Raw genomic sequence first — 16,218 nt, forward strand, 5'->3', positions numbered from 1 at the left:
TTTGCATCGAGGCGCCCCGCTCCACTAGGTTTACAACTCCTCCCGACGGGGCACCCGGGCCAACTCAGGCACCAGGGACCATGCCCGGCCGGGGCGGGAAATCCGACTCAGAACCTCTGATAAAGTCGGAACCGCCGGAAAGGGAAACGCGGAAGCGGGAACCTGGAAAGCACCGAGGAAATCGGATCGAGGAAAGATCTGATAGAGTCGGAAACGCAAGACCGAAGGGAAGCGCCCGGAGGAAAGCCCGAGAGGGTGAGTACAAAGGAAGCGACCGTTCCTTGAGAACTCAACAGCGTGCCAAAAGTCAACGCCAGATATGTTGATACCCCGTCCATCGGATCTCCGATGGTCGAGGTTCCTTTGAAAAAACACAGCGAGGACGCTGTGAACGGTCGGGCCTATTCCGCCTGACTGTTCCGCTCTCGTGGTGTCGACCGGATTACCGGTACACATTCACGGAGAGTTTGATCCTGGCTCAGGACGAACGCTGGCGGCGTGCTTAACACATGCAAGTCGAACGATGAACCACTTCGGTGGGGATTAGTGGCGAACGGGTGAGTAACACGTGGGCAATCTGCCCTGCACTCTGGGACAAGCCCTGGAAACGGGGTCTAATACCGGATACTGACCACTACAGGCATCTGTGGTGGTGGAAAGCTCCGGCGGTGCAGGATGAGCCCGCGGCCTATCAGCTTGTTGGTGAGGTAACGGCTCACCAAGGCGACGACGGGTAGCCGGCCTGAGAGGGCGACCGGCCACACTGGGACTGAGACACGGCCCAGACTCCTACGGGAGGCAGCAGTGGGGAATATTGCACAATGGGCGCAAGCCTGATGCAGCGACGCCGCGTGAGGGATGACGGCCTTCGGGTTGTAAACCTCTTTCAGCAGGGAAGAAGCGAAAGTGACGGTACCTGCAGAAGAAGCGCCGGCTAACTACGTGCCAGCAGCCGCGGTAATACGTAGGGCGCGAGCGTTGTCCGGAATTATTGGGCGTAAAGAGCTCGTAGGCGGCTTGTCGCGTCGGTTGTGAAAGCCCGGGGCTTAACCCCGGGTCTGCAGTCGATACGGGCAGGCTAGAGTTCGGTAGGGGAGATCGGAATTCCTGGTGTAGCGGTGAAATGCGCAGATATCAGGAGGAACACCGGTGGCGAAGGCGGATCTCTGGGCCGATACTGACGCTGAGGAGCGAAAGCGTGGGGAGCGAACAGGATTAGATACCCTGGTAGTCCACGCCGTAAACGGTGGGCACTAGGTGTGGGCAACATTCCACGTTGTCCGTGCCGCAGCTAACGCATTAAGTGCCCCGCCTGGGGAGTACGGCCGCAAGGCTAAAACTCAAAGGAATTGACGGGGGCCCGCACAAGCGGCGGAGCATGTGGCTTAATTCGACGCAACGCGAAGAACCTTACCAAGGCTTGACATACACCGGAAAACCCTGGAGACAGGGTCCCCCTTGTGGTCGGTGTACAGGTGGTGCATGGCTGTCGTCAGCTCGTGTCGTGAGATGTTGGGTTAAGTCCCGCAACGAGCGCAACCCTTGTCCCGTGTTGCCAGCAGGCCCTTGTGGTGCTGGGGACTCACGGGAGACCGCCGGGGTCAACTCGGAGGAAGGTGGGGACGACGTCAAGTCATCATGCCCCTTATGTCTTGGGCTGCACACGTGCTACAATGGCCGGTACAATGAGCTGCGATACCGCGAGGTGGAGCGAATCTCAAAAAGCCGGTCTCAGTTCGGATTGGGGTCTGCAACTCGACCCCATGAAGTCGGAGTCGCTAGTAATCGCAGATCAGCATTGCTGCGGTGAATACGTTCCCGGGCCTTGTACACACCGCCCGTCACGTCACGAAAGTCGGTAACACCCGAAGCCGGTGGCCCAACCCCTTGTGGGAGGGAGCTGTCGAAGGTGGGACTGGCGATTGGGACGAAGTCGTAACAAGGTAGCCGTACCGGAAGGTGCGGCTGGATCACCTCCTTTCTAAGGAGCACTTCTACCGATCCCTTCGGGGTGAGGTCAGAGGCCAGTACATCAGCGAATGTCTGATGCTGGTTGCTCATGGGTGGAACGTTGACTACTCGGCACACTTGACCTGCTCGTCTTCCTAGTACTGCTTCGGCGTGGAACGGAAGAGGGAGAGGCGAGGGTGTCGGGCACGCTGTTGGGTGTCTGAGGGAATGAACTTTCCTCAGTGCCGGCCCCAGTGCACTCGGACCGTAAGGGTTCGGGGTGATGGGTGGCTGGTCGTTGTTTGAGAACTGCACAGTGGACGCGAGCATCTGTGGCCAAGTTTTTAAGGGCGCACGGTGGATGCCTTGGCACCAGGAACCGATGAAGGACGTGGGAGGCCGCGATAGGCCCCGGGGAGCTGTCAACCGAGCTTTGATCCGGGGGTGTCCGAATGGGGAAACCCGGCAGTCGTCATGGGCTGTCACCCGCTGCTGAACACATAGGCAGTGTGGAGGGAACGCGGGGAAGTGAAACATCTCAGTACCCGCAGGAAGAGAAAACAACCGTGATTCCGGGAGTAGTGGCGAGCGAAACTGGATGAGGCCAAACCGTATGCGTGTGAGACCCGGCAGGGGTTGCGTATACGGGGTTGTGGGATCTCTCTTTCATGGTCTGCCGGCCATGAGACGAGTCAGAAACCGTTGATGTAGGCGAAGGACATGCGAAAGGTCCGGCGTAGAGGGTAAGACCCCCGTAGTCGAAACGTCAGCGGCTCGTTTGAGAGACACCCAAGTAGCACGGGGCCCGAGAAATCCCGTGTGAATCTGGCGGGACCACCCGCTAAGCCTAAATATTCCCTGGTGACCGATAGCGGATAGTACCGTGAGGGAATGGTGAAAAGTACCCCGGGAGGGGAGTGAAATAGTACCTGAAACCGTGTGCCTACAAGCCGTGGGAGCGTCGGATGGACAAGCTTGCTTCCATCTCGTGACTGCGTGCCTTTTGAAGAATGAGCCTGCGAGTTTGCGGTGTGTTGCGAGGTTAACCCGTGTGGGGAAGCCGTAGCGAAAGCGAGTCCGAATAGGGCGTTGGAGTAGCACGCTCAAGACCCGAAGCGGAGTGATCTAGCCATGGGCAGGTTGAAGCGGAGGTAAGACTTCGTGGAGGACCGAACCCACCAGGGTTGAAAACCTGGGGGATGACCTGTGGTTAGGGGTGAAAGGCCAATCAAACTCCGTGATAGCTGGTTCTCCCCGAAATGCATTTAGGTGCAGCGTCGTGTGTTTCTTGCCGGAGGTAGAGCACTGGATAGGCGATGGGCCCTACCGGGTTACTGACCTTAGCCAAACTCCGAATGCCGGTAAGTGAGAGCGCGGCAGTGAGACTGTGGGGGATAAGCTCCATGGTCGAGAGGGAAACAGCCCAGAGCATCGACTAAGGCCCCTAAGCGTACGCTAAGTGGGAAAGGATGTGGAGTCGCAGAGACAACCAGGAGGTTGGCTTAGAAGCAGCCACCCTTGAAAGAGTGCGTAATAGCTCACTGGTCTAGTGATTCCGCGCCGACAATGTAGCGGGGCTCAAGCGTACCGCCGAAGTCGTGTCATTGCGATATATACCCCCAACGGGGATCGTGATGGGTAGGGGAGCGTCGTCTGCCGGGTGAAGCAGCCGTGTAAGCGAGTTGTGGACGGTTGACGAGTGAGAATGCAGGCATGAGTAGCGATTCACACGTGAGAAACGTGTGCGCCGATTGACTAAGGGTTCCTGGGTCAAGCTGATCTGCCCAGGGTAAGTCGGGACCTAAGGCGAGGCCGACAGGCGTAGTCGATGGATAACCGGTTGATATTCCGGTACCCGCTGTGAAGCGTCAAACATCGAGCATCGTGATGCTAAGGCCGTGAAGCCGCCGGTGATCCCTTCGGGGTGATCCGGAGTGGTGGAGCCGCCGAACCAAGCGGTTAGTAGGTGAGTGATGGGGTGACGCAGGAAGGTAGTCCAGCCCGGGCGGTGGTTGTCCCGGGGTAAGGGTGTAGGCCGTGATCTAGGCAAATCCGGATCACTTGAGGCTGAGACCTGATGCCGAGCCGATTGTGGTGAAGTGGATGATCCTATGCTGTCGAGAAAAGCCTCTAGCGAGTTTCATGGCGGCCCGTACCCTAAACCGACTCAGGTGGTCAGGTAGAGAATACCGAGGCGTTCGGGTGAACTATGGTTAAGGAACTCGGCAAAATGCCCCCGTAACTTCGGGAGAAGGGGGGCCACATCCGGTGACGGGCTTTGCGCCCTGAGCTGGGGGTGGCCGCAGAGACCAGCGAGAAGCGACTGTTTACTAAAAACACAGGTCCGTGCGAAGCCGTAAGGCGATGTATACGGACTGACGCCTGCCCGGTGCTGGAACGTTAAGGGGACCGGTTAGCTCAGATTCGTCTGGGCGAAGCTGAGAACTTAAGCGCCAGTAAACGGCGGTGGTAACTATAACCATCCTAAGGTAGCGAAATTCCTTGTCGGGTAAGTTCCGACCTGCACGAATGGCGTAACGACTTCTCGACTGTCTCAACCATAGGCCCGGTGAAATTGCACTACGAGTAAAGATGCTCGTTTCGCGCAGCAGGACGGAAAGACCCCGGGACCTTTACTACAGTTTGATATTGGTGTTCGGTTCGGCTTGTGTAGGATAGCTGGGAGACTGTGAAGCGCTAACGCCAGTTAGTGTGGAGTCGTCGTTGAAATACCAGTCTGGTCGTGCTGGATGTCTAACCTGGGTCCGTGATCCGGATCAGGGACAGTGTCTGATGGGTAGTTTAACTGGGGCGGTTGCCTCCTAAAGAGTAACGGAGGCGCCCAAAGGTTCCCTCAGCCTGGTTGGCAATCAGGTGTTGAGTGTAAGTGCACAAGGGAGCTTGACTGTGAGACCGACGGGTCGAGCAGGGACGAAAGTCGGGACTAGTGATCCGGCGGTGGCTTGTGGAAGCGCCGTCGCTCAACGGATAAAAGGTACCCCGGGGATAACAGGCTGATCTTCCCCAAGAGTCCATATCGACGGGATGGTTTGGCACCTCGATGTCGGCTCGTCGCATCCTGGGGCTGGAGTCGGTCCCAAGGGTTGGGCTGTTCGCCCATTAAAGCGGTACGCGAGCTGGGTTTAGAACGTCGTGAGACAGTTCGGTCCCTATCCGCTGTGCGCGTAGGAGTCTTGAGAAGGGCTGTCCCTAGTACGAGAGGACCGGGACGGACGAACCTCTGGTGTGCCAGTTGTTCTGCCAAGGGCATGGCTGGTTGGCTACGTTCGGGAGGGATAACCGCTGAAAGCATCTAAGCGGGAAGCCTGCTTCGAGATGAGGACTCCCACCTCCTGGAGAGGGTAAGGCTCCCAGTAGACGACTGGGTTGATAGGCCGGATATGGAAGCACGGTAACGTGTGGAGTTGACCGGTACTAATAGGCCGAGGGCTTGTCCTCAGTTGCTCGCGTCCACTGTGTTGGTTCTGAAACCACGAACAGCCCCACATGCCACATGTGGTGCGGCTGACAGTTTCATAGTGTTTCGGTGGTTATAGCGTAGGGGAAACGCCCGGTTACATTCCGAACCCGGAAGCTAAGCCTTACAGCGCCGATGGTACTGCAGGGGGGACCCTGTGGGAGAGTAGGACGCCGCCGAACAATTATTGACAGGGTTGGACCTGGAACTTCGGTTCCGGGTCCAACCCTTTTTTGTTGTGCGTTACTTGAAGTTCACGTTGCGCAACCAGCATCCACAGCATGGGTACTGCTGCAATGCTCAGGGCCGCCGGTGTCGGACTCGGTGACGAAGTCGTCGTGCCGGCCTTCGGGAACGTCGAAGTCGCCGAGGCCGTGGCCACGGCCGGGGCGCTGCCGGTGTTCGCCGACATAGACCCCGTCACCTACTGCCTCGACCCCTCCGCTGTGGAAGCGGCCGTAACTCCGCGGACCGCGGCCGTGGTTGTCGTACACCGCTTCGGGCGGCTCGCTGACATCGGGCGGCTGCACGGGGTGGGACAGCGGCACGGACTGCTCGTGCTGGAACAGGGCGAGTCCGAGGCGCCGTACGACGAGATAGCCCAGCGTCGGGAGCGGGCCGCCTACCTCGATGCGAAGCTGCGGGGTGTGCGGACGCCCGACGACGGTGACGGGCACACGTACCAGCAGTACGTCGTGCGGGTCCCGGGCAACGGGCGGCCCGACCGGGATGCCTTCGCACGGGCCGTGCGGGCCAGGGGAGTCGAGGCGCGGGTGCCGGTGAAGACGCCGGTGCACCGCCTGCCCGAATTCCGTCGCTGTGTGTCCCTTCCGGAAACGGAACGAGCTGCCGACGAGACGCTCGCACTGCCGGTGGACGCCAGTCTGACCAAGCGGGACATGCAGCGCATCGTGTCCGCCTGTAATGCCCTCGGAGGGCTTCTCCAGCCCGCCTTCTGACGTGGTTGGGAGCACGGGTCTGTTCGGGGTATGATCTATTCCGTTGCCGCGGGGGAAACCCCGCAAAGCGACAGGCCCCTATAGCTCAGTCGGCAGAGCGTCTCCATGGTAAGGAGAAGGTCAACGGTTCGATTCCGTTTGGGGGCTCCAGCAAAAAGGCCCCACCCTTCGCGGGTGGGGCCTTTTCCATTCCCTAGTCCTTCATTCCCTAGTCCTTGTGGAGACCCGGGACGCGCATCGCGAGGATCGCCATGTCGTCCGACGGGGCGTCCGAGGCGAAACGCTCCACCGCGCGCATGATGCGCGCCGCGACCGCGCCGGCCGTAAGGCCCGTGCAGGTGGTGAGGACGTCCGCGAGGCCGTCGTCGCCGAGCATGCGGGCGCCCTCACGGCGTTCGGTGACGCCGTCCGTGACGCACAGCAGGACATCGCCCGGGTCGAGGGTGACCGTCTGCTCGTACAGCTCCAGGTCGTCGATGACACCGAGGAGCGGCTGGGGTTCGGCGGCCGGTTCCACCGTGCCGTCCTGGCGCAGGCGCAGGGGGAGCGGGTGGCCGGCGCAGACGACCTTCAGTTCGGCGCTGCCGTCCTCCTGGGGACGCATCTCGCCGTAGAGGAGCGTGAGGAAGCGGCTGCGGGCGCCTTCGTCGAGGATCGCGGAGTTGAGGCGCTCCAGGACCGTCGGGCCGCTGAGGCCCTCGCGGGCCAGGAGACGCAGGGCGTGACGGGCCAGGCCCGTCACCGCTGCCGCGTTCGGGCCCGTGCCGCACACGTCGCCGATGGCGAAGCCGTAAGCGCCGTCGCGGATGGGGAAGACGTCGTAGAAGTCGCCGCCGACCTCGTTGCCCTCGCCGGCCGCGCGGTAGATGACCTCGACCTCGACGCCCTCGATGTCGGGGAGTTCCGGGGGCAGGAGGCTGCGCTGGAGGGACTGGCTGATCGCCGTGCGCTCCGAATAGAGGCGGGCGTTGTCCAGGGCGAGGGCGGCCCTGCGGGACAGGTCCTCGGCGAGTTCCAGGATCTCCTGGCGGAAGTGCTCGTCGGTCGGCTTGCCCAGCGTGAGCATGCCGATGACGCGGTTGCGGGCGACCAGAGGGAGGACGACCGTCTCGCCGCCGACGGCGCCGGCCGTGGCGAGCGTCGGGCCGATGCCGGGCGTGACCTGGCGGGTCGGGCCGCCGCTGAGGCCCAGACTGCGCATGGAGCTGCGCAGGGCCGCCTGGTGGGCGACCTCGCCGGGGGCCGTCCAGACGCGGGCGCCGGGCGTGGGCACCGGGTCCGGCGGCGGGACCTTCGACAGCAGGGACTTGATGCCGTCGATGAGCTCCTCGTCCTCGTGCAGGACGTACGAGAGGTACGGCTCGGAGGCCTGGTCGGCGATCGTGTAGACGGCGCACCAGGTGGCGAGGGTCGGGACCGTCATCTGGGCCATCAGGGCCAGGGTCTGGTCGCGGTCCAGGGTGCCGGCCAGCAGGTCCGACGCCTCGACCAGGAAGCTCAGGGAGCCGCGGCGCAGGCGCTCCAGTTCGCCCAGGCGGGCCGACTCGACGGCGAGGGCGATGCGGTCGGCGGCGAACTGGAGGCGCAGCGCCTCCTCGTTGGAGTATCTGCCCGGGGCCTCGGCGGCGACGCCGAGGGAGCCGGTGAGGCGGCCCTCGACCTTCAGCGGGACCGTGACGACCGAGCGCATGCCCGTGCCGTTCAGCAGCGGCACGGCGCCCTGGACGGCCGTGAGGTCGTCGTGGACGGCGGGCATGCGGGCCGAGCCGTAGCGGCCCGGGCCCGCCTCGACGGGGACGCGGGCGAAGCGCTGGCGGGCCGAGGGCAGGCCCGTGGAGGCGCGGACCTCCAGTTCCGTTTCGTCGTCCGTGGCGAGGAGGAGGAACGCCGAGTCGCCGTCGAGCATGTCGCGGGCGCGTTCGACCGTGCGCTGGAGGAGGCCGTCGAGGTCGTCCGGGGCCGGGGAGCCGATGAACACCTCGAAGGGGTCGGTGCTCTGGCCCTCGGAGCCGGTCGAGGTGTCCGAGGCGGGGACGCGCAGGGGCGTCTGCAGAACGGCCCGTTCGTGGTCGCGTACCAGGAGGCACACGGTTGACGGTTCACCGCCGGTGTCGCGGACGCGCAGGTGGGAGGCGTAGACCGGGGTCACGCGGCCGTTGGCGGCGCGGATGCCGTAGCTGCCCTCCCAGCGGGAGAGGCGGAGCGCCTCCGCGATGCCGGTGCTGGTGCCGGGGGTGTGCGGCCAGGCCGCGAGGTCGGTCAGGGGCTTGCCGGTGACCTGCTCGGCCGGGTAGCCGAAGAGTTCCTCGGCGTCCTCGTTCCAGGCCGTGATGTGGCCCGTGCGGTCGATCTGGATGACGGCCACGCGGACCCGGCCGTCGGCGAGCGGGAGGAGGTCGGCGGGGAGGGCCGGGCCGGCCGCGCGGGTGCCCACCACGCGCGCGGGGAGGTCGAGTTGGAACCAGACCGTCTTGTGGGTGGGCGTGTACTCGACGCCCCAGCGGCCGGCGAGGGCCGCGCAGAGCTGGAGGCCGCGGCCGCCCTCGCGGTCGGGGCTGCCCATGTTGATCGCCGCGCCCTGGAGCGGGATCTCCCGCTCGGGGTAGCGGTCGGCCACCTCGATGCGCACGCCCTCGTCGCTGCGCAGGCACAGCACGTCGGCGGAGGTGCCGGCGTGGACCACGGCGTTGGTCACCAGTTCGCTGGTGAGAACGACGGCGTCGTCGACGATGTCCGCGAATCCCCAGCCCTGGAGGGTGTCGCGGACGAAGGAGCGGGCGCTCGCGACCGATCGTCCGACGGGCTCGAAACTGGCGGCCGCGCGCGCGGTGATCACAGAACTCCTCGACCGGTTCTCGACGTGCTGGGCTGCGGGGCCGACCGGCTCGCGCCGCTGATGCGGCAGGCCGCCCGTCGGCCGGGGGTCCGGGGGCTGTCCCCCCGGGATCAGTCCGGTGGTCATGTGTGCGGCCGCCCCTCCGATGCCCGCTCGTCTTCGTGCCACCGCCCAGGCCGGACGGACCGGCGCGGCTGGACAGCCGGATGCAAGGTTACTTACCTTCGCGGTCCATGCGGATGCCGGTCTGCAGTGTTTCCGTCCGGAGGGTGTGCGGACGATGTGCGAAGCTGCCGAACTGTTATGGCCTGGTTCGGCCGGGGTGAAACACTGGGCAAGCTTCTTGTGAAGGTCCGGGCCGGCTGAGTGCCGGAGGCGTGCGGCGGGCAGCAGCCCCCTGGAACCGGCCTGGTATGCAGGGCAGAGAATACGCAGTAGTAACTGGTACGCCGAGCGGTACCGCGAGCACAGAGTGACGGTCGACCCCTGCGGGAGGGACACAGTGGAGTCTGGCGCAGCGACGCGTGGCACGAAGACGCGCGCGAAAGGCGGACAGTCCCCGAGGAGCCAGGGCAAAGTGCGCAACGGCACCACTGAGGTGGACACGGCAGCCCTGAACCGGCTGATGGCGGCCCTGGTGTCCATGCGGGACGGGAACTTCCGCAAGCGGCTCACGGTGTCGGGCGACGGCGTGATGGCCGAGATCGCGGCGGTCTTCAACGAGGTGGCCGACCGGAACCTGCATCTGACGGGCGAGCTGTCGCGGGTGCGGCGGATGGTCGGCCGTGAGGGCAAGCTCACCGAGCGGCTGGAGACGGGCGCCTGCGAGGGCTCCTGGGCGACCGCGATCGACAACTCGAACGCCCTGGTGGACGACCTGGTGCGGCCGGTCTCCGAGGTCGGCCGGGTGCTGTCGGCGGTGGCGGAGGGTGATCTGTCGCCGCGCATGGAGCTGCGGACGCAGGCGGCGGACGGGAACAGCCAGCCGCTGCGGGGCGAGTTCCTGAAGGTCGGGCGGACCGTCAACAACCTGGTCGACCAGTTGTCGACGTTCACCGACGAGGTCACGCGCGTGGCCAGCGAGGTGGGCACCGAGGGCAAGCTGGGCGGGCAGGCCCGGGTGCGCGGTATGTCGGGTTCGTGGCGGGACCTCACGGACTCCGTCAACACGATGGCGTACCGGCTGACGGCCCAGGTGAGGGACATCGCCCTGGTGACGACGGCGGTCGCCAAGGGTGATCTGTCCCGGAAGGTGACCGTTCAGGTGGCCGGCGAGATGCTGGAGCTGAAGAACACCGTCAACACGATGGTGGACCAGCTGTCGGCGTTCTCCTCCGAGGTGACCCGGGTGGCCCGTGAGGTGGGCACGGAGGGCGCGCTGGGCGGTCAGGCGCAGGTGCCCGGCGTCGACGGCGTGTGGAAGGAACTCACCGATTCGGTGAACACCATGGCCGGGAACCTCACGGCCCAGGTGCGCGGGATCGCCGAGGTGACGACCGCGGTCGCCAACGGTGACCTGTCCCGCAAGGTGACCGTCCCGGCGCGCGGCGAGGTCGCGCAGCTCGCCGACACGATCAACCAGATGACCGAGACGCTGCGGATCTTCGCGGACGAGGTCACGCGCGTGGCCAACGAGGTCGGGGCCGAGGGGCGGCTCGGCGGTCAGGCGAACGTGCCGGGTGCGGCGGGAACGTGGAAGGACCTCACCGATTCGGTGAACACGGTCTTCCGGAACCTGACCACCCAGGTGCGGGACATCGCCGCCGTGACGACGGCGGTGGCCAACGGTGATCTGTCGCAGAAGGTCACCGTCGACGTGGCCGGGGAGATGCTGGAGCTGAAGAACACCGTCAACACGATGGTGGACCAGCTGTCCGCCTTCGGTGCCGAAGTGACGCGTGTGGCCCGTGAGATCGGTGTCGAGGGTGAGCTGGGCGGCCAGGCGCAGGTGCCGGGCGCTGCGGGGACGTGGAAGGACCTGACGGACTCCGTCAACACGGCGTTCCGGAACCTCACCGGTCAGGTGCGCAACATCGCCCAGGTGACGACGGCGGTGGCCAACGGCGACCTGTCGCAGAAGGTCACGGTCGACGTCTCCGGCGAGATGCTCAAGCTGAAGAACACCGTGAACACGATGGTGGACCAGCTGTCGAGCTTCGCCGACCAGGTGACGCGGATGGCCCGGGACGTGGGCACGGAGGGCCGGCTGGGCGGTCAGGCCCGGGTCGACGGCGTGTCGGGCACCTGGAAGGAGCTCACCGACTCCGTCAACTCGATGGCCGGCAACCTCACCTCCCAGGTGCGCAACATCGCCCAGGTGACGACGGCCGTGGCCCGGGGTGACCTGTCGCAGAAGATCGACGTTGACGCGCGCGGCGAGATCCTGGAGCTGAAGAACACCATCAACACGATGGTCGACCAGCTGTCGGCCTTCGCGGACCAGGTGACCCGGGTCGCCCGCGAGGTGGGTACGGACGGCCGGCTGGGCGGTCAGGCGCAGGTGCCCGGGGTCGCCGGTGTGTGGCGTGACCTGACCGACTCGGTGAACGGCATGGCCGGGAACCTCACCGCGCAGGTGCGCAACATCGCCCAGGTGGCGACCGCGGTGGCCCGGGGTGACCTGTCCCAGAAGATCACCGTGGACGCGCGCGGGGAGATCCTGGAGCTGAAGAACACCCTGAACACGATGGTGGACCAGCTGTCGTCGTTCGCCCAGGAGGTCACGCGGGTGGCCCGTGAGGTGGGCACGGAGGGCATCCTGGGCGGCCAGGCCGAGGTGCAGGGCGTCTCCGGCACCTGGAAGGACCTCACCCAGTCCGTGAACGGCATGGCCAACAACCTGACCATCCAGGTGCGCAACATCGCCGAGGTCACGACGGCGGTGGCCCGGGGCGATCTGTCGAAGAAGATCACTGTCGACGCCAAGGGCGAGATCCTGGAGCTGGTCACGACCGTCAACACGATGGTCGACCAGCTGTCCTCCTTCGCCGAGCAGGTGACCCGGGTGGCCCGTGAGGTGGGCACCGAGGGCATCCTGGGCGGGCAGGCGCACGTTCCGGGTGTCACGGGCATCTGGAAGGACCTGAGCGACAACGTCAACCTGATGGCCAAGAACCTCACCACTCAGGTGCGGAACATCTCCCAGGTCTCGGCGGCGGTCGCCAACGGTGACCTGACGCGACAGGTCACCATCGAGGCGCGCGGCGAGGTCGCGCAGCTCGCCGACACGATCAACACGATGGTGAAGACGCTGAGTTCGTTCGCCGAGCAGGTCACCAAGGTGGCCCGTGAGGTGGGCACGGACGGCATCCTCGGCGGGCAGGCGCACGTACCCGGTGTGGCCGGCACGTGGAAGGACCTCACCGAGTCCGTGAACCAGATGGCGTCCAACCTGACCGGCCAGGTGCGCAACATCGCCATGGTGACCACGGCCATCGCCAAGGGTGACCTGACGAAGAAGATCGACATCGACGCGCGCGGCGAGATCCTGGAGTTGAAGACGACCATCAACACGATGGTCGACCAGCTGTCCTCCTTCGCCGAGGAGGTCACCCGGGTCGCCCGCGAGGTGGGCACGGAAGGACAGCTGGGCGGCCAGGCACGCGTGCGTGACGTCGACGGCACCTGGCGGGACCTGACCGAGTCCGTGAACGAGATGGCCGGGAACCTGACCCGGCAGGTGCGGGCCATCGCGCGCGTGGCGACCGCGGTGACCCGGGGCGACCTGAACCTGAAGATCGACGTGGACGCGTCCGGGGAGATCCAGGAGCTCCAGGACTACATCAACAAGATGATCGCCAACCTGCGCGACACCACGATCGCCAACAAGGAGCAGGACTGGCTCAAGGGCAACCTGGCCCGCATCTCGGCGCTGATGCAGGGCCGCCGGGACCTGGAGGACGTGGCCTCGCTGATCATGAGCGAGCTGACGCCGGTGGTCTCGGCCCAGCACGGCGCGTTCTTCCTCGCCATGCCGCTGGTCGACGGCGAGGACATGAACGCCGCGGACGAGGACCAGTACGAGCTGCGCATGCTCGGCTCGTACGGCTACTCGATGGGGTCCATGCCGACGTCGTTCCAGCCCGGTGAGGCGCTGATCGGGACGGCCGCCACGGAGAAGCGCACGATCCTCGTGGAGAACGCGCCCAGCGGCTATCTGAAGATCTCCTCGGGGCTCGGTGAGGCGCCGCCCGCCCAGGTGATCGTGCTGCCGGTGCTGTTCGAGGGGAAGGTGCTCGGCGTCATCGAACTGGCGTCCTTCACGCCGTTCACCCAGATCCAGAAGGACTTCCTCAACCAGATCGCCGAGATGATCGCCACGAGCGTCAACACCATCTCCGTCAACACCAAGACGGAGCTGCTGCTCGCGCAGTCGCAGGAGCTGACCGAGCAACTGCGCGAGCGGTCCGCAGAGTTGGAGCAGCGGCAGAAGGCCCTCCAGGCGTCCAACGCCGAACTGGAGGAGAAGGCCGAGCTGCTGGCCCAGCAGAACCGCGACATCGAGGTGAAGAACACCGAGATCGAGGAGGCGCGGCAGGTCCTGGAGGAGCGCGCCGAGCAGCTCGCGGTCTCCATGCGCTACAAGAGCGAGTTCCTGGCGAACATGTCGCACGAGCTGCGGACGCCGCTGAACTCGCTGCTGATCCTGGCCAAGCTGCTCGCGGACAACGCCGAGGGGAACCTCTCGCCGAAGCAGGTCGAGTTCGCCGAGACGATCCACGGGGCCGGCTCGGACCTGCTCCAGCTCATCAACGACATCCTCGACCTGTCGAAGGTCGAGGCGGGCAAGATGGACGTCTCGCCGACGCGGATCGCCCTCGTCCAGCTGGTGGACTACGTGGAGGCCACCTTCCGGCCGCTGACGGCGGAGAAGGGCCTGGACCTGTCCGTGCGGGTCTCGCCGGAGCTGCCGGCCACGCTGCACACCGACGAGCAGCGGCTGCTGCAGGTGCTGCGCAACCTGCTGTCGAACGCGGTGAAGTTCACCGACTCCGGTTCGGTGGAGCTGGTGATCAGGCCGGCGCGGGACGACGTGCCGCAGAAGATCCGGGAGCAGCTGCTGGAGACCGGGTCGCTGACCGACCCGGAGGCCGAGCTGATCGCGTTCTCCGTGACCGACACCGGGATCGGCATCGCGTCCAGCAAGATGCGGGTGATCTTCGAGGCGTTCAAGCAGGCCGACGGCACGACCAGCCGCAAGTACGGCGGCACGGGCCTCGGGCTGTCCATCTCGCGGGAGATCGCCCAGCTGCTCGGCGGTGAGATCCACGCCCAGAGCGAGCCGGGCCGCGGCTCGACGTTCACGCTGTACCTGCCGCTGCACCCCAGCGAGCTGCCGCCGCAGGGCTACCAGCAGCAGCTGCCCGCCCTGGAGGCCGGTGACCTGGTGGCGTCGACGTCCGACCTGTCCGAGCTGTCGGAAGTCGAGGTCGAGACGCCGGCCGAGGTGAAGTCGTACCGCGAGACGCAGAGCGGGCCGGCCGCCCTGTTCCGGCGGCGGCGCCGGATGCCCGAGCTGGAGGCGCGTCCGGCGCAGCCGGAGCAGTGGACGCCCGCGGAGCAGGAGGCGGCGCCGAAGACGCAGCGCGGCATCCGGTTCGGCGGCCAGAAGGTCCTGATCGTGGACGACGACATCCGCAACGTCTTCGCGCTGACCAGCGTCCTGGAGCAGCACGGCCTGTCCGTGCTGTACGCCGAGAACGGCCGCGAGGGCATCGAGGTCCTGGAGCAGCACGACGACGTGGCCGTCGTCCTGATGGACATCATGATGCCCGAGATGGACGGGTACGCGACGACCACGGCGATCCGCAGGATGCCGCAGTTCGCCGGGCTGCCGATCATCGCGCTCACGGCGAAGGCGATGAAGGGCGACCGGGAGAAGGCGATCGAGTCGGGCGCCTCCGACTACGTCACCAAGCCGGTCGACCCCGATCACCTGCTGACGGTGATGGACCAGTGGATGCGAGGGGAATGAGGGGAACGTTGGACTCTTACGCAACCGTGGCGGGAAGGTTCGGTGTTCACACGGAGTTGCCGACTCGGTGTGCGCATAGTCGTGTAGAAGTACGAGATCTGGGGAACCTTCTGGTCTCCTGCTGCGTTTCTGCTACGTGCACAGTGACATCGCGGTGACAGGGTGTGGCGACGGGCAGGGTGCGGCTACGATGACCGGCACAAGGACGGGCGGCGCAAGGGAGTCGTCCCCTGGGGCGGCACCCACCGGTGCGACCCCAGGTCCTGCGGACAGGGGAGGCCCCACGCCGGGGCGAGGAGGGCGGGCCATGGTGCAGAAGGCCAAGATCCTCCTGGTCGATGACCGGCCGGAGAATCTGCTGGCGCTGGAGGCGATCCTCTCTGCGCTCGATCAGACGCTGGTGCGGGCATCGTCCGGGGAGGAAGCGCTCAAAGCGCTGCTCACGGACGACTTCGCGGTGATCCTGCTGGACGTCCAGATGCCGGGGATGGACGGCTTCGAGACGGCCGCGCACATCAAGCGGCGCGAGCGGACCCGGGACATCCCGATCATCTTCCTCACGGCGATCAACCACGGCCCGCACCACACCTTCCGGGGCTACGCGGCGGGCGCGGTCGACTACATCTCCAAGCCGTTCGACCCCTGGGTGCTGCGCGCGAAGGTCTCCGTCTTCGTCGAGCTGTACATGAAGAACTGCCAGCTCCGTGAGCAGGCGTCGCTGCTGCGGCTCCAGTTGGAGGGCGGCGGCAAGGAGGCGGACGGCGAGGCCAAGGAGTCGGCCGGGCTGCTCGCCGAGCTCTCCGCGCGGCTCGCGGCCGTCGAGGAGCAGGCCGAGGCGCTGACCAAGCAGCTCAACGACGAGTCGACGGACGCCGCCGCGGTGGCCACGGCGGCTCATCTGGAGCGCAAGCTCACGGGGTTGCGGCGGGCGCTGGACGCGCTGGAGCCGGGCACCGGGAGCGCGTCCTCGGTGACCTCGCAGAACTGACGCGCGGGCAGGCGGGGTTGCCCGCCCGTGAGC

General features: G+C 65.6%; 4 protein-coding genes, 1 tRNA gene and 3 rRNA genes. 7 read left to right on the forward strand and 1 reads right to left on the reverse strand.

The features are described 5' to 3' along the window. Positions 1-455 precede the first annotated feature (455 nt). The 5 genes from C1703_RS29390 to C1703_RS29410 all read left to right on the forward strand — a co-directional run bounded on the left by C1703_RS29390 (position 456) and on the right by C1703_RS29410 (position 6,537). Positions 456-1,981: ribosomal RNA gene (locus tag C1703_RS29390) — 16S ribosomal RNA — on the forward strand. Positions 1,982-2,284: 303 nt separating this feature from the next. Beyond that, a 23S ribosomal RNA gene (locus tag C1703_RS29395) occupies positions 2,285-5,409 on the forward strand. A gap of 84 nt (positions 5,410-5,493) precedes the next feature. Continuing rightward, positions 5,494-5,610, forward strand: a 5S ribosomal RNA gene (gene rrf, locus C1703_RS29400). The 16S, 23S and 5S rRNA genes sit together here, the layout of an rRNA operon. Positions 5,611-5,724: 114 nt before the next feature. Continuing rightward, entirely contained in the window at positions 5,725-6,387 is a 663-nt protein-coding gene (locus C1703_RS29405) for a DegT/DnrJ/EryC1/StrS family aminotransferase (RefSeq protein ID WP_114255653.1), read from the forward strand. Positions 6,388-6,461: 74 nt separating this feature from the next. Further along, positions 6,462-6,537: transfer RNA gene (locus C1703_RS29410), tRNA-Thr, on the forward strand. 58 nt (positions 6,538-6,595) lie between these two features. Here C1703_RS29410 and C1703_RS29415 read toward each other — a convergent pair. Beyond that, the gene (locus C1703_RS29415; protein ID WP_114255654.1) at positions 6,596-9,349 is read right to left on the reverse strand and encodes a SpoIIE family protein phosphatase; all 2,754 of its coding nucleotides are present in this window, start codon (positions 9,347-9,349) and stop codon (positions 6,596-6,598) included. Positions 9,350-9,725: 376 nt separating this feature from the next. Here C1703_RS29415 and C1703_RS29425 point away from each other — a divergent pair, with 376 nt between their 5' ends. Next, on the forward strand, positions 9,726-15,197 hold the full coding sequence (locus C1703_RS29425; protein WP_114255655.1) for a HAMP domain-containing protein: 5,472 nt from the start codon (positions 9,726-9,728) through the stop codon (positions 15,195-15,197). A gap of 307 nt (positions 15,198-15,504) precedes the next feature. Further along, positions 15,505-16,185: a response regulator gene (locus C1703_RS29430; RefSeq protein ID WP_114255656.1), complete on the forward strand. Its 681-nt coding sequence runs from the start codon at positions 15,505-15,507 to the stop codon at positions 16,183-16,185. Positions 16,186-16,218 lie beyond the last annotated feature (33 nt).

It is taken from the genome of Streptomyces sp. Go-475, from assembly GCF_003330845.1.
In the GTDB taxonomy this organism is placed as follows: domain Bacteria; phylum Actinomycetota; class Actinomycetes; order Streptomycetales; family Streptomycetaceae; genus Streptomyces.